Origin of the sequence: Pseudocitrobacter vendiensis, assembly GCF_943590815.1 — a bacterium.
GTDB classification, from domain to species: Bacteria; Pseudomonadota; Gammaproteobacteria; order Enterobacterales; family Enterobacteriaceae; genus Pseudocitrobacter; species Pseudocitrobacter vendiensis.
Map to the genome: position 1 here is coordinate 162,414 of NZ_CALSBS010000007.1, position 17,203 is coordinate 179,616.

The window sequence follows — 17,203 nt, forward strand, 5'->3', positions numbered from 1 at the left end:
GATGCGTAAGTCATCGGCAGGTGCAACGGCGCGGGGACTTTTTCCGTGCGGCTCCTTGCACTGGAAAAAGAAAACCCCCGTCGTTGCGATATTAAACAGGCAAACTACGGGGGTGATCCATGACTCTCAACAGGTCTAGGATAGCCGCTGACGCTTGCCGCTTCAAGCAGGATTTGCGGTATGGATATTCTGAAATTCGCTATGTTGATGGTTGTACTTCATATAACAGTATCGTCAATGATACATAATGATTTACACCCCTCTCCGGTTCATCGCGTTATTTATACGCTAAGCGAAGGAGAAATTCCGTACCGCTATTCTTAATTTGAAACTGGCTAACGTTGTACCTTGACTAGCCCCGCTTCGGCGGGGCTTTTCTTTGCGATAAATAAATACGCACTAATCATAGATATCTTCAATATTTATTTATCGCCGCCCCTGTCACACAATCCCATTTTTACAGTGATAAACTTCCCGTTCGTTTTTAAATAAACACTGCAGCCATGCGGCCTGCGTGGTAACTAATAATTATTAGCGTCATCAATAAAAAATACGCTAATTACATTTGCAATATAAATATAAAAATCCAGAAGGCCGCAAATAAAAACAGAGGAATTCAGCCGATTTATCATCGGAAGATATATTCACAAGGATAATTTATGAAGCAGCAGATGCAAATGATTGGCCAGGCCATGCTGGTCCCTATATCGATTATCACCATTGGCTCCATGTTTATGGGCTTTGGCAGCGCCTTCACGAATACAGAAACCCTTGCAGCGTTGCATCTCTCCTCGCTCATCAGCAAAGGTTCGCCTGGATACATCGCCTTTAGCGTCATGAAAGCCACTGGCGATGTCGTATTTCGCAATCTTCCGCTCTTTTTCTCCATCGGCGTCGCTTTCGGGCTGGCAAAGAAAGAGAAAGCCTGGGCCGCGTTTTCTGGCGCAGTGTGCTTTATGGCGATGCACTATATCCTCAACACACTGTTGGATTCCCAGGGCATCAGCGCGCAAACCACCACCGCAGACTGGTTTATCACTCAGCAGCACATGGACCCGGTAGCGGCCGTACAGAAAGCTTCAATCTATACCACCGAACTGGGCATGTTCACCTATCGCATGAGCGTTTTTGGCGGGATGGCGGTTGGCCTGACCACCGCCTGGCTGCACAATCGTCTGTATAATGTGAAGCTACCGCTGGTGCTTTCATTCTTTGCCGGTACGCGTACGGTACCCATTGTTACGCTGGTTGTTGGGGCGTTGATGGGCGTGGCGCTCTATTTTATCTGGCCCCCCATTGGCTGGATGCTGGCGCAGTTCAGTAAAATGATCGGCGATTCCGGTCTGTTCGGCACCTTTATCTGGGCGATTGCTGATAAATCGCTTCTCCCCGTAGGGCTGCACCACCTTATCACAACACCTATCCGCCTGACCGAACTCGGCGGCTCGATGGAAATTTGCGATAACCTGGTCAGCGGTACCACCAATATTTATATGGCGCAGCTGGGTTGTGAATCGTCGCACGAGCTACTGGTACGCGGTTTTCAGTCTGGCCGCGTGGTGATTCACTTCGGTGCACTGCCGGGTGCCGCCCTGGCGATGTACCACTGTTCACGCTCAAGTCATAAAAAAGTGGTCGCCGGCTTACTGCTCCCCGTCGTCGCAACCATGATGCTGTTTGGCATTACCGAGCCCATTGAATACACCTTTTTGTTCGTCGCGCCATGGCTGTTCTACTTTGTGCACGTACCGCTAACTGGCCTGATTTTTGTCTTGTCAGAAATGGCGAATATTTCCGTATATGGCGGCTGTCTGAAAGACATTCTTCCTGTACTGCTTCAGCCGGATAAACTCGATATGTGGGGTTATCTGTGGCTGACCCCGCTCTTCTTCGCCGTTTACTATTTTTTATTCCGCTATCTGATTACGCGCTTTAACGTGATGACCCCAGGCCGCGAAGAGGACACCGCTGCAGACGAAGGCGTCAGGCTGTTCAGTAAGCAAGACTTTAAAGACAAAGCGAATGCCAGCGCGGCGCAAAGCACCCTTTTTGCCCAACAGATTATTGATGCCCTGGGTGGCCCACAAAATATTTCGCAGTTCGATAACTGTATATCCCGACTCCGCGTCGAGGTCATTGACCCGGCTCGCGTCGCCAGCGACGACGTCTGGAAAAAAAGCCTGCGTGCGAAAGGCGTCGTCCACGTCAGTGAAAAAGGCCTGCAGGTCATTTACGGCGCGGAAGTGGTGATGATTGCCGGCGACTGCAAAGAACTGCTGGGGGAAGCGTAATGGAATCCACTACTCTGCACCAAAGTGTTGTTTCCCATCCTTACGATGAGAAACAGCTCAGGCCCGTTACCTTCGAAGTGGACGGCGAGGTCGATAAGCTGATTATCAGCTACCGTTTTAGCGAAGGAAATGTGGTGGATCTGGGCCTCGCACGCGGTGATGAGATCATTGGCTGGAGCGGCGGCGCGCGAAAGGAGTTGGTTATCAGCGAATCATTCGCCACGCCGGGCTACCTCCGAACGCCCATCAGCAAAGGCACCTGGTCGGTGCTGCTCGGTCTGTACAAAATTCGTGGCGAATGCCGCATCGATATCGATATCACTTTGCAGCGCAAAACGGCTCGATGGCTGACGGGCGATACGCATGTCCACTCGGAACACAGTGATGGCAAGCTTTCTGTGGAGGCATTAATTGAGCGCGCAATGGGACTGAACTTCGATTTCCTGTGTCTGACCGATCACAACACCACCTCACAGAACCGGGTGATTGCCGGAATGAACGCGCCGCTGACGCTCATTCCCGGCATGGAACTCACCACCGATCGCGGGCACGTTAACTTTCTTGGTCTGACCCAGCCCGTGGAACGCTTTCTTCCGCATTTTAGCGAGCAAGATATCACGGCCAAAATGGACGAGGCTCGCCGCAACGGCGCACGCATCGGCATCAATCACCCTTTCTGCCACTACTGCCCCTGGATGCTGCCGTTTCGCGGCCACGACTGGCTGGAGCTATGGAATGGCCCATGGGATGCCACCGGCAATGAGATGACCTTCCAGTACTGGTTACAGTTGCTGTACGACGGCATCAAAGTACCGGTTACCGCAGGTAGCGATTTTCATAAAGAGAAAGATCAGATCCTGCCGCGCATCAGCGTACTGACGCAAAGCGCCGAGCGCGAGGATATCTTGCGTGGCCTTGAACGTGGGCAAAGTTATCTGCATAGCGACAGTGAAACCCGGTTAAACCGTTTTGTCATGGGTGACGATGGTATTGGCGAAACCACGAACCGCCATGTGCTTCAGGTCAATCTCGATACCCGCCCCGACAACCAGGTCCTGCTTTACACGCAGAAGAAAATCTATCTGCTCAACAACCGTAACGGCCATATCAATCAGGACGTCGATTGCAGCGACAGCACATTTGCTTTTTTACGGGTTAATCACGAACAGACAGCCCAGTTGATTACCAACCCCATTTTCAGGGAGTGAAAAATGAAACGCGTACACATTATCTATAAAACGCATCTGGACATCGGTTTCACCGATTTTGCGCAGGTGATTGAAGATAAATACCTGAATGAGTTTATTCCGTCGGTCATCAATCTTGCCCAGCAGGTGAACCGCGACGGGCAAAAAAACTTTATCTGGAGCTGCGGCTCCTGGCTCATTCAGCGCTATTTCCAGAAGGCAGATCGCGCGTCTCAGGAGAGGCTTGTCGAGGCAATTAAGCAGGGCGATATTGTCTGGCATGCGCTGCCGTTCACCACCCACAGCGAACTGCTGACACCGCAGCTGTTACAACACGGTCTTTCATACAGTCAGGCGCTGGATGCGCGTTTCGGACGTCACACCATCGCCGCGAAAATGACCGACGTTCCTGGCCATCCTCAAACGCTGATTCCCTGGCTTGCTGATGCGGGCGTTCGTTATCTGCATCTTGGCGTTAACCCGGCATCCTGCCCACCCGACGTGCCGCCGCTGTTCCTGTGGAAATATGGCGACAAGAGTCTCATCGTTAACTACTCCTTCGGCGGCTATGGCAATGAAACCTGGTGCGAAGTGCTGGATGAGCTGTTGGTCTTCTGCCATGCAGAAGATAACTGCTCGCCACCCTCGGCAAGCCATGTATTGCAGCTTATCGACCGCTACCGGGAGCGCTATCCGGAGGCGGAAGTCAGCGCCTCCACGCTCGATAACTTCGCCGCGCGGCTGGAAACCGTGCGTCACATGCTACCGGTGATTGAGGCCGAAATGGGTGACACCTGGAATCACGGAATCGGCACCGACCCGGCAAAAGTCAGCCGCTACCGTCGGGTGACAACCCTGCTTGCACAACTGCCACAGCCCAATCCGCAGGCGCTGGATGCGCTGCTGATGATCCCGGAACACACCTGGGGCATGGATCTCAAACTGCATCTTGGCGATTACAGCCACTACCTGCCCGAGGAGTTTGATTGCGCACGTAAAGCCGATAACGTTACCGATCCGATGCCTGAGAAATACGCATTCATTCAGCAGTTTGTCGATAAACTTCCGCACCGTAAAATTCGAGGCTATCGCCATTTTGCCCGTTCGTGGCAGGAGCAGCGAAACTATCTGGAAAGCGCATTTACCCATCTTCCCGACGCGCTGGTGCAGGCAAGCCAGCCCATCCCCGTTGCAGTGGAGGGTGAAGTCACGGCTTCTCGCCTGTTCCGCTTTGGTGATTACACCCTCTCTCTGGCGCAGGATGGTAGCCTGACCTCGCTGCAGATACGCGAAGCTGAACAGCTTCAGGCCCCCCTTGGACGGCTGATTTACCGTCAGGTGGGTTATCAGGAGTATGACCAGTTCCGCGCGCGCTATATGCAAAACATGGAGGTGACCTCCGTCTGGTCGCTCTCCGATTTCACCAAGCCAGGCATGGAGCTCTATTCGCACCCTGTCACCACACAACAGGCGGATTTTGCGCTACACCAGGCCCGCTGGCGTGAAGACGATGAGGCCTGGTATTTACTGGCGATAACACGCCCGATGGCGGACAACAGCATGATCATCCGTCTGCCGGAGGAAATCCGGACCGAATACCGTTTCAGTAAAAGCCACCACGATGTCACCCTGCGCGTTTCGATTTTTGGCAAACAGGCTAACCGCTTGCCGGAGGAGATCTGGCTGCAACTCGGCCTTGCCGAGACACAACACAGCCAGTGCGACAAGCTGGGCTACCCGCTGAACTGGCATAACATCATTAAAAATGGCAACCGCAACCTGCACGCCGTGGAGTCAGCCAGCACCCCGAACTGGACGCTGGAACCCATTGACGCCCCGCTGCTGGCACTGTTCGAACCGCGCGTACTTTGCTTTAACGATCACCCGCAAACCAGCGCCAGCCTCTACGGCCAGCTTTACAACAACATCTGGGGCACCAATTTCCCGATGTGGTATGAGGAAGATATTCACGCTGAATATCAATTGCATTTCCACTTGGGAGAAACCGCATGAGCGACGCCCGCACCATCCACGCGGTATCGCACACCCACTGGGACCGCGAATGGTATTTCTCCACGCTCGATACGCAGCTGTTTGCCCTTAAGGCATTCAGCGAGTTAATCGACGCGCTGGAGAACAACCCGCGTTTCGTTTTTCATCTTGATGGACAAAGCTCCATTTTCGATGATTTCGTTCGCCTCAGGCCCGAAATGGCTCATCGCGCTCAGGCATTGGTGGCACAAAAGCGGTTGTTGATTGGCCCGTGGTACACACAACCAGACCTGTTCAACATCAGCACCGAGTCACTGTTCCGTAATCTGCGCATCGGCATTCATCATGCGAATCAGGCGGGTTATTGCATGCAGGTGCTTTATTTGCCCGATACCTTTGGCAGCCACGCGCAGCTTCCTCAAATTGCCCGCGCATTTGGCCTGCCCGCCATTTTGCTGCGGCGCGGTTATGACCCCAACGTGATGGGCCCGACAGAGCTCAACTGGGAGGCGCTGAATGGCGACAGCGTAACCACCGTCATCACGCCGTTCGGCTATTCACTGGCGCACCCGGAACGCGGCGGTCGCTGGCGAAATTTCTCTCGTCACCATCTGGATGAAGAGACCTTCCCGTTGATCGCGCGAATGAAAACTTTAACGACATCGGAAGATCTTCTCTGCCCGATCGGCGGCGATCAGGTCAGTTGCGACGCAGATTTCGAAAGGCTCATTGAGGAGATCAACCATCACAGTCACGATCGCTGGGAAGTGAGCAGCTATGAACGCTTCTTTGCCACATTAGAAGGCAAAACGTTAGCGCACTGGCGCGGAGAGTTTCGTATCCCGCGCCTTGCCCGTGTGCACAAAAGCATTGGCTCGTCACGCTACGACATCAAAAAAGCCAATTTCGATGCCGAAGAGATCCTGACCCGTCTGGCGGAACCGATGCTGGCAATCGCACGTTTGAACGGCATAGCCCACGGCGACGCACTTCTTGAACAGGCGTGGCGCTGGCTGCTGGAAAGTCACGCTCACGACAGCATGGGCGGCTGCAACAGTGACGAAACCAACCGCGATATCCTTCACCGCTGCCGCCAGGCGCAACAGATTGGCGAAGCGATTTACAGCCTCCACGCGCGTCAGATTCTGGCGAATCTCGCACCAGACAAAAACTATCGCTTCCTGCTCAGCAACGGCACCAGTAGCCCAACCGTCACGGTGCGTCAGCAAACGCTCATCACGCCGCAACCTAATTTCAGCGTACTGGATGAAACAGGTCAGCCGCTGCAGGTTGTCTTACGTCAGCAGCAGAAAATTCAGCGCCCGCGTCACGTGTTACTCACCCCGGATGGCGAAGTCGAAACTGAACAGCAGGCGTGGTACTACGAAAATGTGGTGGATATCCTTAATGCGCCCGTTCCGCCGCTGAGTCTGGCGCTATTCTTCGTAGCACCAGCTTCTGCGCCACAGCCTTTGCTCGTCAGCATCCCGGAAGCGACAGCGATTGAAAATGCGTACTATCGCCTGAGCCTGCACCGCAACGCATTGCGGCTGGAGGACAAAATTCAGGGCCGCGTACTGGAACCACTTCTTCACTTTCACGATGTTAGCGATGATGGCGATCTTTATGATTTCTCTCCTCTTCCCGGCGACGACGGTCTGCTCTTTTCGGCATTTCAGCGCGTGGCGATACGCCTTCATCCGGCACATCAGGAGATGCACCTTCGCGCCACGCTCACTTTGCCGGAAGCGCTGAACGACGATCGCCGCACGCGTAGTGAAAACACACGATCTGTCGCCGTAGAACTGATCGTTACGCTCGAAGACGACATCATCCGTTTTGCCATGAGCGTCGATAATCAGGTACGCGAGCATCGCCTGCAGCTGCGTTTTAACAGCGGAAAAGTGATCAGTGCGGTAAACGCCGACGTGCCTTTCGGTTCAATCGCACGCGAAAACCAGGCCATCAACAGCGCTGCGGGGTTTGCCGAAATGCCTGTCGATATCGAACCGTTTATGCACCAGCTTAGCGCGCATCCTGATTTCCATTTTTTTGCACGTGGCCTGAAAGAGTATGAATATCACGGGCAGGAGTTGCGGGTGACGCTGTTTCGCGGCACCGGCAATCTTGGCAAAGATGATCTGCTTTATCGTCCGGGTCGTGCCTCCGGGCAGCGGATGGCAACACCCGAAGGCAACCTCATTGGTAAGCTGCATTTTGAATTTGCACTCTGCCTGGCAGGGCTCTCGCCTGCCCAGCTTGCCATTCGTCAGCAACACTACAGCTTCTCGCCGGTACTCTGGCAATGGCAGCACGATCGCAGCTGTCTGCATCGACTGGATAATTTTGATCTGCATATTCCGCAGCAGGAAATGGCACGGTTAAAAATTCTGGACGCGCTACCAGAAGGATTCATCGTTAGCGGCGTAGACGTGCTGTACGGGCAAACGCTGGTGCGGCTTTACAACCCTTCAGCAGAGGAATTACCGATTCCCGCGCCGTGGCTGCCGCATCTGTGCAACGCCATGGGCGAGCCGGAGGAAAAAAACCGGTTACGGGGTTATGACCATTTAACACTTAAAGTGGAGTAAAAAGGGAGTGCCCGGTCGTTTTACCGCCGGCCGGGCTTCTCTTTATGAATTCTGAAAGTGCATTGGTGCGCTTCAATCTTCACACTTGTTATGCCATCGTCCGGTTTTTAACTCACGGATGAAAGTCATGAAAGCGCCTGCCCTAAAGTTACCTTTTCAGCCCCAAAAGATTGTATTCATCACCTTTTCTGGACTCATTATTCTTTTCCTGATGCTTCTCTCCTGGTACACCGTCAACGAAGGTGAACGCGGTATTCTCTTGCGTTATGGAAAAATTGTGAAAGTCGCTGAGCCGGGTCTCGGGTTTAAAATCCCGTTTATCGAAAGCGTGGAAAAGATCTCCACTCGTAATCAGGCCGTGGTTTATCAGGGGCTTCAGGCTTACAGTCGCGATCAACAGCCCGCGCAAATGACCGTATCCGTCAGCTTCCATATTCCGCCTTCAGAAGCTGGCGCGGTCTACACCACCTACAACACCATTGACGCACTTAAAGACAGGCTGATTGTCCGCCAGCTTCCTACACAGCTGGAAAACGTATTTGGTCAGTACACCGCCATCAGCGCGGTACAGGATCGTACAAAGCTGGTGCAGGATCTGCAAAACGCGATGCGTAAAGCCGTCATTGGCCCGGTCGTTATCGATGGGGTACAAATTGAAAATATCGATTTTTCCGACGCTTATGAAAAATCGATTGAAGACAGGATGAAGGCGGAAGTCGCCATTGCCACCCGTAAGCAAAATCTGGAGACCGAAAAAATCCAGGCGCAGATAGCCATCACCCAGGCGCAGGCAGAAGCCGAAAGTAAGCTGGCCTCAGCCAAAGCCGAAGCAGAGACCATTCGTTTAAAAGGGGCGGCAGAAGCAGAAGCCATTCGTCTGCGCGGAGAAGCGCTGCGCGATAACCCGAATCTCATCGCGCTAACGACCGCTGAACGCTGGAACGGTAAACTGCCGGATACCATGATTCCGGGTGCAACGGTGCCGTTTATTTCGACGAAATAAAAAAAGGGCCGCTTTCGCGGCCCTTCTCACAAGTATCTAACCGATTACAGCAGCGCTTTTGCTTTCGCAACAACGTTGTCAACGGTGAAGCCGAACTCTTCAAACAGCAGCTCTGCCGGCGCAGACTCACCGAAGGTGGTCATGCCGACGATCGCGCCGTTCAGGCCAACGTATTTGAACCAGTAGTCTGCGATACCGGCTTCCACAGCAACGCGTGCGGAAACGGCTTTCGGCAGTACAGATTCACGGTAAGCCGCATCCTGCTTGTCGAATGCGTCAGTAGACGGCATGGAAACCACGCGCGCTTTCACGCCTTCGGCAGTCAGTTTTTCGTATGCCGCTACGGCCAGTTCAACTTCAGAACCGGTTGCGATGAAGATCAGTTCCGGCTGGCCGGCACAGTCTTTCAGCACATAACCGCCGCGCGCGATGTTTGCCAGTTGCTCTTCAGTACGTTCCTGCTGCGCCAGGTTCTGACGGGAAAGGATCAGCGCAGTCGGGCCGTCCTGACGCTCAACACCGTATTTCCACGCAACCGCGGATTCAACCTGGTCACATGGACGCCATGTGGACATGTTCGGGGTCACGCGCAGAGAAGCGACCTGCTCAACCGGCTGGTGAGTCGGGCCATCTTCGCCCAGACCGATGGAGTCGTGGGTATAAACCATCACCTGACGCTGTTTCATCAGCGCAGCCATACGAACGGCATTACGCGCGTATTCAACGAACATCAGGAAGGTAGAGGTGTACGGCAGGAAACCACCGTGCAGGGAGATACCGTTGGCGATCGCGGTCATACCGAATTCACGTACACCGTAATGGATGTAGTTACCGGCAGTATCTTCGTTGATAGGCTTAGAACCAGACCACAGGGTCAGGTTAGACGGAGCCAGGTCAGCGGAGCCGCCGAGGAATTCCGGCAGCAGCGGGCCGAACGCTTCGATAGCATTCTGAGACGCTTTACGGCTGGCGATTTTCGCCGGGTTAGCCTGCAGTTTTGCGATGAATTCGTTGGCTTTCGCATCGAAGTCAGACGGCATTTCGCCTTTCATACGACGGGTGAATTCAGCAGCTTCCTGCGGGAAGGCTTTCGCGTAGGCAGCGAATTTATCATTCCAGGCAGATTCTTTCGCCTGACCTGCTTCTTTCGCATCCCACTGCGCGTAAATTTCAGACGGGATTTCGAACGGCGCGTATTTCCAGCCCAGTTTTTCGCGGGTCAGCGCGATTTCAGCGTCGCCCAGCGGCGCACCATGGGAGTCATGGGTACCGGCTTTGTTCGGCGAACCGAAACCGATAATGGTTTTGCACATCAGCAGGGACGGTTTGTCAGTCACTGCGCGCGCTTCTTCTACTGCGCGTTTGATGGAATCAGCATCGTGGCCATCAACACCGCGAACAACGTGCCAGCCGTAAGCTTCAAAACGTTTTGCGGTATCGTCGGTGAACCAGCCTTCAACGTGACCATCGATTGAGATACCGTTGTCATCGTAGAACGCAACCAGTTTGCCCAGTTTCAGGGTACCTGCCAGAGAACATACCTCGTGAGAGATACCTTCCATCATGCAACCGTCGCCCATGAACGCATAGGTGAAGTGGTCAACGATGTCGTGGCCCGGACGGTTGAACTGCGCCGCCAGCGTTTTTTCTGCAATCGCCATACCGACCGCATTCGCAATACCCTGACCCAGCGGACCCGTAGTGGTTTCTACACCGGCGGTGTAGCCCACTTCCGGGTGACCCGGAGTTTTGGAGTGCAGCTGACGGAAGTTTTTCAATTCTTCCATCGGCAGATCGTAACCTGTGAGGTGCAGCAGGCTGTAGATCAGCATGGAGCCGTGGCCGTTGGACAGCACGAAGCGGTCACGGTCAGCCCAGGAAGGGTTCTGTGGGTTGTGGTTCATGAAATCACGCCACAGGACTTCGGCAATGTCAGCCATACCCATCGGGGCACCCGGGTGACCGGATTTGGCTTTCTGTACTGCGTCCATGCTCAGCGCACGAATAGCATTAGCAAGCTCTTTACGTGAGGACATTTTGACTCCAGTTCGGACTGTTGAAGGCTATGCCCCTTAACGACTTGACGACCGCGCGTTATGGGCTACGCCAGAAAAAAGTGCCAACAATGTAACCCAAGCGACAAGTCATGTACATGGACCATCCTTTTGCCGCTTCAGAAATCTCCGGAACAGGGCACACTCTGTGCAAACCTCTCGCTCATCTTTAAGGATTTTCTTTATACTTAGCCACAATCCCGCTCCGTTTACCTGGAGCACTTTTACACATTTATATCGATAAGCGAGTTCGGTAAACATCATGAAAACACGCACAATCGTGCTGGCTCTGGGCGCTTCACTGCTGCTGAGCGGCTGTCAGAATATGGATTCAAACGGCATGTTAAACTCCGGCGCGGGTGCTTTTCAGGCCTTTTCGCTGAGTGATGAGCAGGTACAGTCGTTAAGCGATCAGGCCTGTAAGGATATGGACAGTAAAGCAACCATCGCTCCGGCCAGTAGCGAGTACACAGTACGCCTGAATAAAATCGCCGCGGCATTGGGCAATGACATCAACGGTCAACCGGTAAACTACAAAGTGTACGTCGCCAAAGACGTGAACGCTTTCGCCATGGCAAATGGCTGCATCCGCGTTTACAGCGGATTGATGGACTTGATGAACGATAATGAAGTTGAAGCTGTTATTGGTCACGAAATGGGTCACGTTGCATTAGGTCACGTGAAAAAAGGAATGCAGGTGGCCATTGGCACAAATGCCTTGCGCGCCGCGGCGGCTTCGGCAGGTGGAATTGTCGGCAGTCTTTCCCAGTCTCAATTAGGCGATTTGGGTGAAAAACTGGTCAACGCCCAGTTTACACAGCGCCAGGAATCCGAAGCGGATGATTACTCTTACGACCTACTGCGTAAACGCGGGATCAACCCAACCGGCCTTGCCACCAGCTTTGAAAAACTGGCGAAACTGGAAGACGGTCGTCAGAGTTCCATGTTCGACGATCACCCGGCATCGCAGGAACGTGCGGCGCACATTCGTCAGCGTCTGGCGGCAGACGGGATTAAGTAACTCCCCCTCACCCTCACCCTCTCCCTGAGGGAGAGGGAACAGTTCTGCACCGGTTTTCTCCCTCTCCCCGTGGGAGAGGGAACAGTTCTGCACCGGTTTTCTCCCTCTCCCAGTGGGAGAGGGCCGGGGTGAGGGCATCAGCGCGCACATTCCCTCCCGTTCATCCTCGTTATGAATATTTGTTCATAGCTAATGCGTTTATTTTATTCATCATTAAATCGCATCAATCGCTAATTAAACAGCACAATTTGCTAACAACAACTGAAAATTGCCAAATAAATAATTTCAAAAGATCGCGTTTCAAAAGATATTTATTTTGCCATTTACAAACTTCATGTTCATTCTCTCCTTGAGAATAAACCAATGCCATATAATCCATAGTCCATCCCCTGTAAGCCTTGCCAGCAGGGGCCTGACATACCCGGCAATAACGAAGAAACATTTACACATATAATGATTGCAATCGTTATTCATTCAGGAGAATATCGCGAGGAACTCAATACTTTTAATATAGACAGACAGAGACGTTCCCGCCGTGAAAAATAAATTATCGTTAATTGCATTAGGCCTGATCGCCGCTACACCTGCATTTGCCAGCCAGCAATCCGAAAGCCAGGGCTTTGTTGATGACAGCCATTTAGACGTATTTTTGCGCAATGCGTATATCAACCGTGATTATCAGGATGGGCTGAAAGATAAAGCCGAATGGGGTCAGGGTATTATCGCGACTTTCGAATCTGGCTTCACTCAGGGTGTGGTGGGTTTTGGCGTTGACGGTATTGCGCAGTATGGCGTGCGTCTGGACGGTGGCCGTGGCCGCAGCGGCGCGGGCGGGATCGACTTCTTCGCCCAGGATAACGATGGTCGCGCGAAATCTGACCTCGCGAAATTTGGCGCGACGGTTAAAGCCCGTTTCTCGAATACCGTACTGAGCTACGGTACCCAGCGCCCGGCGCTGCCGATTCTGACGGCGGATGATTCTCGTCTGTTATACGAAACCTACACCGGTACCCTGTTGACCTCTAAAGAGATCGACGGCCTGGAAGTGAACGCCGGTTACTTTACCGACGAACAGCGTAAGAGTGACGATAGCCATAACTCCGGCCTCGAAAGCATCTCCTTCGGCGGCGCGAGCTATCAGTTTAACGACCAGTTCAGCGGGGCAATCTATGCGTCTCACATTGAAGATGTGATGAACAAACAGTACCTGGGCCTGAACTACAAACAACCGTTCAGCACCGGCCAGCAGTTGGTTCTTGATTTCAACGGTTATAACTCTCGCCTGACTCCGGGCTATGCTGAATCGCTGGACACCGGCCGCAGCAACAGCATCTGGAGCCTGGCTGCCAGCTATATCTGGGATATTCATACCTTTAAAATTGCTTACCAGCAGAGCAGCGGCAGCACTGGCTATAACTATGGCGGTTACCGTAATCAGGGCGGCGTAGGCGATGGCGGCAACACCATCTGGCTGGCGAACTCCTACTGGTCCGATTTTAACGGGGAAGACGAACGTTCATGGCAGGCATCTTACGGCCTGGACTTCGCGGGTCTCGGTTTACCGGGCCTGAGCTGGACCACCGCTTACGTGCGCGGCGATAACATCAAAACCTCGCAGACCAGCAACGGTAAAGAACACGAATGGTTCAACCAGGTGCAATACCAGGTTCAGGACGGCGTGGCGAAGGATCTGAAATTCAAAGTCCGTTACTCCGTACTGCGCGTCTCTAACAACGCCAGCGACTATAACGTGAGCGGGAACGAAGTTCGCGTGTACGTCGAGTATCCGTTCAACGTATTCTGATATAAACCGCCCCTCACCCTGCCCTCTCCCAAAGGGAGAGGGTAAAACCCTGCGCAAAATGTCACATCTCGCGTTGTTTGTTCCCTCTCCTTTTGGGAGAGGGTTAGGGTGAGGGGGAAAAAGACCGCACCTTAATACAACGTCTTCTGCGGCGGCCCGGCAAAGCGTAGCGCGCCAATCTCGCCCATTCTTACTTCCACCACCGACGGCCCCGGCATCGCCAGCGCTTCGGTCATCGCCGCCTGGAAATCTTCCGCACGGTTCACCGTCCACGCCTGTAAGCCAATGGCCTGCGCCAGCGCGGTAAAGTCCGGCGTGTGCAGTTCGTTATAGTACTGGCGACCACCGAAGTATTTGTCCTGAATACCGCGCATCACGCCGTAGCCGCCGTCATTCATAATCAGCAGCGTGACGTTGGCTTTTTCCTGCGCCAGCGTCGCCAGTTCGCCCAGGTTCAGGCTCAGACCGCCATCGCCCACCAGCCCCACCACTTTGTGCTGCGGATTCGCAATCGCAGTGCCAATCGCCATCGGCAGCCCCATTCCAATTGCCCCGGCGAGGGAGTGGATGTTTTTCAATGGTTGATGCGCCCGGAACAGACGACTGCCCCACAGGCTGCCGGAAACGGTAATATCCCGCACCAGAATGCCATCGTCCGGCAGCGCATGTTCAATGGCGTCATTCAGCCCGGCATACGCGCCACACTGCTCGCGCAACCCCTGCTCTGCTGCCACGACCGCCTGTTGCACCTGCTCATCCCACGCGCTGTTGCCCCATTCACGCCCCTGCACTTTTGCAGCTAACGCCGTCAGCAATGCGCCGCAGTCCGCGATAATGGTTTGATCCATCAGGTAATTCCGGCTTGCCGCCGCCGGGTCGATATCAACCTGCACACGCGGTTCCGGCAGCGTCAGCGTCCAGGAGCGGGTTTCATTACTGCGCAGACGCGAGCCCGCCACCAGGGTGAAATCACAGGTTTCCATCATCGCTTCCACGGAGGGCGAGTTATGGAACGCACGCAGGCTGGCGCGGTGATTATCCGGCAACACACCGCGGGCATGCGTACTGGAAATGACCGTCATCCCGGCATCGGCCAGCGTCTTGACTGCCGCAGCGCTCGCCAGCGCACCGCCGCCTAACCACAGCAGCGGTTGCTTCGCCTGCTTAAGCTGCGCCCACAGCGCATCAACGGTTGCGGTATCCGCCGCCGCAGGTGTCGCCGGACGCACCGCCGCCGTCACCAGCGAAGCGGGAATTTTCGCACCCTGTATATCGATAGGGATTTCCACCGACACCGGGCCACACGGCGGTGTCTGCGCATCCTGAATCGCTTTATGCAGAATCGCTATCGCCTGATTAGCATTGCTGATGCGGTAGGCGCGTTTTGAGCTGGCCTTCAGAAAAGTCAACTGGTCGCGCGTCTCGTGAATAAACCCGGTATCCGCATCCAGCCAGGCTTTTTCCACCTGACCGGTCAGATGCAGCAGCGGCGTACAGGCGTTCATCGCCTCAACCAGCGCGCCAACCGCATTGCCTGCACCTGCGCCGGTGCTGGTCAGCGCCACACCCAGGCCGGAAAAACGCCCGTGCGCATCCGCCATCGTCACCGATCCCGCTTCCCCGCGCGCCGGGACGAAACGGATATTGCCGCGCTGCCCGACGGCATCGGCAATCGGCAGGTTGTGGATTGAGATAACGCCGTAGATGGCATCTACCTGATACTGTTCCAGCGTTCTGGCAATGGCCTCGCCGACGGAAATCATTTCACTCATAACTCACCCTTATTCTTAGTCGCACCAGCGGTTGACGCTATTGCCTGTCGCCAGATAAATGCTCTTTTGTTGCATCCAGGCTTTCAGCCCCTGAATACCCTTTTCGCGGCCCAGACCGCTCTCTTTAAAGCCCCCGAACGGGGTCGAAATGGCAAAAACTTTGTAGGTGTTGACCCACACCGTACCCGCTTCCAGCCGCTCGCTTAAACGCAGTGCTCGCCCGGTGTCGCGTGTCCAGATCCCCGCCGCCAGCCCGTAAACCGATGAATTTGCCTGTGAAATCAGCGCCTCTTCGTCGGTAAACGGCATAGCCACCAGCACCGGGCCAAAAATCTCTTCCTGACAGACACGCGCCTGATTATTCAGGCCGTCGATAATCGTCGGCTGAAAATAGCTGCCACTGGCAAGCGTCGGGTCAGCGGGAATTTCACCGCCGCACAGCACGCGCCCGCCCTCTTTCTGTGCCAGTGCGACGTAATCCATCACGCTTTTACGGTGCTTTTCGTTAATCAGCGGCCCAATATGCGTGCCTTCCTGATGAGGGTGCCCAACGCGCAGCCCACGGGTTAATTCCAGCAGCCGTGCCATCAGCGGTTGATAAACGGATTCGTGAATAAACAGACGCGAACCGGCGATACACGCCTGCCCTGCCGAACTGAAAATGCCGTAGCAGATGCCGCGCGCCGCCTGCTCAATATCGGCATCTTCCAGCACGATGGTCGGCGATTTGCCGCCCAGTTCCAGCGAGGCAGGGATCAGCTTTTCCGCTGCCACGTGCGCCAGATGCCGCCCGGTAGTCGTGCCGCCGGTAAAAGAGATTTTGCGAATCTGAGGATGGCGCGCCAGCGCATCGCCAATCACCGACCCTTTACCCGGCAACACGCTCAATAGCCCGGCGGGCAGCGCAGCCTGTTCAAAAATACGTGCCAGTTCAAGGGCCATCAGCGGCGTGGCTTCCGCCGGTTTGAGGATAACCGCGTTGCCCGCCGCAATCGCCGGAGCGACCTTCTGCATTTCGCTGGCAATCGGCGAGTTCCACGGCGTAATGGCCGCGACGACGCCCAGCGGCTCATAGCGACTGAGGGTTAATACCTCCGCCATGCGCGGGGTCGGCAGTTCGCCTTCCAGCAGTTCGCAGGCCGCCGCAAAATAACGCGCCGTTCCCGCCGCACTCAGTACCAAGCCGCGCGCTTCCGCCAACGGTTTGCCGTTGTCACGGCTTTGCATCAGGGCCAGTTCATCCACGCGCGATTCAATAATGTCCGCCACGTTGTGCAGCACTTTCGCCCGCTGATGCGGCAGCGCATTGCGCCATGCCGGGTCACGCCAGGCGCGCTCTGCGCTTTTCACCGCGTCGTTCAGATCGTCGATGCTGGCAGCGTTGAGGGTGGCGTTTAGCGAACCGTCCGCCGGGAAGGTGCTCTGCATCGCTTCACCGTTACCACGTCGCCAGGCTCCGCCAACAAAAATAGAGAGTTCTTGCATATC

10 protein-coding genes are annotated in these 17,203 nt (G+C 54.6%); 7 read left to right on the top strand and 3 right to left on the bottom strand.

Annotation, left to right across the window (positions count from 1 at the left end; genetic code table 11):
- The first annotated feature begins 659 nt into the window (after positions 1-659).
- The 5 genes from NMC31_RS10225 to NMC31_RS10245 all read left to right on the top strand — a co-directional run bounded on the left by NMC31_RS10225 (position 660) and on the right by NMC31_RS10245 (position 9,064).
- The gene (locus NMC31_RS10225; RefSeq protein ID WP_253897846.1) at positions 660-2,291 is read left to right on the top strand and encodes a PTS transporter subunit EIIC; all 1,632 of its coding nucleotides are present in this window, start codon (positions 660-662) and stop codon (positions 2,289-2,291) included.
- Complete coding sequence (locus NMC31_RS10230) at positions 2,291-3,499, top strand: CehA/McbA family metallohydrolase (RefSeq protein WP_253897847.1); 1,209 nt, start codon at positions 2,291-2,293, stop codon at positions 3,497-3,499. The genes NMC31_RS10225 and NMC31_RS10230 overlap by 1 nt, the downstream gene beginning before the upstream one ends.
- Before the next feature lie 3 nt (positions 3,500-3,502).
- Positions 3,503-5,491, top strand: coding sequence for a DUF5054 domain-containing protein (locus tag NMC31_RS10235; RefSeq protein WP_253897848.1), 1,989 nt, complete (start codon positions 3,503-3,505; stop codon positions 5,489-5,491).
- The gene (locus tag NMC31_RS10240; RefSeq protein WP_253897849.1) at positions 5,488-8,061 is read left to right on the top strand and encodes a glycoside hydrolase family 38 N-terminal domain-containing protein; all 2,574 of its coding nucleotides are present in this window, start codon (positions 5,488-5,490) and stop codon (positions 8,059-8,061) included. Before NMC31_RS10235 ends, NMC31_RS10240 begins: the two co-directional genes overlap by 4 nt.
- Positions 8,062-8,188: 127 nt before the next feature.
- Entirely contained in the window at positions 8,189-9,064 is an 876-nt protein-coding gene (locus tag NMC31_RS10245; protein WP_253897850.1) for a prohibitin family protein, read from the top strand.
- A 44-nt stretch (positions 9,065-9,108) separates the two neighbouring features.
- On the opposite strand, the gene tkt is transcribed toward NMC31_RS10245, so the two are convergent.
- Positions 9,109-11,100 (bottom strand): transketolase, encoded by a 1,992-nt coding sequence (gene tkt / locus NMC31_RS10250; RefSeq protein ID WP_149463271.1) that lies wholly within the window; start codon positions 11,098-11,100, stop codon positions 9,109-9,111.
- A gap of 280 nt (positions 11,101-11,380) precedes the next feature.
- Here tkt and loiP point away from each other — a divergent pair, with 280 nt between their 5' ends.
- Positions 11,381-12,139: a metalloprotease LoiP gene (loiP, locus tag NMC31_RS10255; protein WP_149463270.1), complete on the top strand. Its 759-nt coding sequence runs from the start codon at positions 11,381-11,383 to the stop codon at positions 12,137-12,139.
- A gap of 535 nt (positions 12,140-12,674) precedes the next feature.
- Positions 12,675-13,943 carry an OprD family outer membrane porin gene (locus NMC31_RS10260; RefSeq protein WP_253897851.1) on the top strand — a complete coding sequence of 423 codons (1,269 nt, stop codon included), beginning with the start codon at positions 12,675-12,677 and terminating at the stop codon, positions 13,941-13,943.
- Between the two features lie 131 nt (positions 13,944-14,074).
- Here NMC31_RS10260 and NMC31_RS10265 read toward each other — a convergent pair whose 3' ends face one another.
- Together NMC31_RS10265 and NMC31_RS10270 are read right to left on the bottom strand one after the other, a co-directional pair.
- Positions 14,075-15,715, bottom strand: coding sequence for a thiamine pyrophosphate-binding protein (locus tag NMC31_RS10265; RefSeq protein ID WP_253897852.1), 1,641 nt, complete (start codon positions 15,713-15,715; stop codon positions 14,075-14,077).
- A gap of 15 nt (positions 15,716-15,730) precedes the next feature.
- On the bottom strand, positions 15,731-17,200 hold the full coding sequence (locus tag NMC31_RS10270; RefSeq protein ID WP_253897853.1) for an aldehyde dehydrogenase: 1,470 nt from the start codon (positions 17,198-17,200) through the stop codon (positions 15,731-15,733).
- Positions 17,201-17,203 lie beyond the last annotated feature (3 nt).

Coding starts and splice junctions, on each gene's coding strand:
- tkt (WP_149463271.1), bottom strand. CDS start 11,100: ATGTCCTCACGTAAAGAGCTTGCTAATGCTATTCGTGCGCTGAGCATG.
- NMC31_RS10225 (WP_253897846.1), top strand. CDS start 660: ATGAAGCAGCAGATGCAAATGATTGGCCAGGCCATGCTGGTCCCTATA.
- NMC31_RS10230 (WP_253897847.1), top strand. CDS start 2,291: ATGGAATCCACTACTCTGCACCAAAGTGTTGTTTCCCATCCTTACGAT.
- NMC31_RS10245 (WP_253897850.1), top strand. CDS start 8,189: ATGAAAGCGCCTGCCCTAAAGTTACCTTTTCAGCCCCAAAAGATTGTA.
- NMC31_RS10270 (WP_253897853.1), bottom strand. CDS start 17,200: ATGCAAGAACTCTCTATTTTTGTTGGCGGAGCCTGGCGACGTGGTAAC.
- NMC31_RS10240 (WP_253897849.1), top strand. CDS start 5,488: ATGAGCGACGCCCGCACCATCCACGCGGTATCGCACACCCACTGGGAC.
- NMC31_RS10235 (WP_253897848.1), top strand. CDS start 3,503: ATGAAACGCGTACACATTATCTATAAAACGCATCTGGACATCGGTTTC.
- loiP (WP_149463270.1), top strand. CDS start 11,381: ATGAAAACACGCACAATCGTGCTGGCTCTGGGCGCTTCACTGCTGCTG.
- NMC31_RS10265 (WP_253897852.1), bottom strand. CDS start 15,715: ATGAGTGAAATGATTTCCGTCGGCGAGGCCATTGCCAGAACGCTGGAA.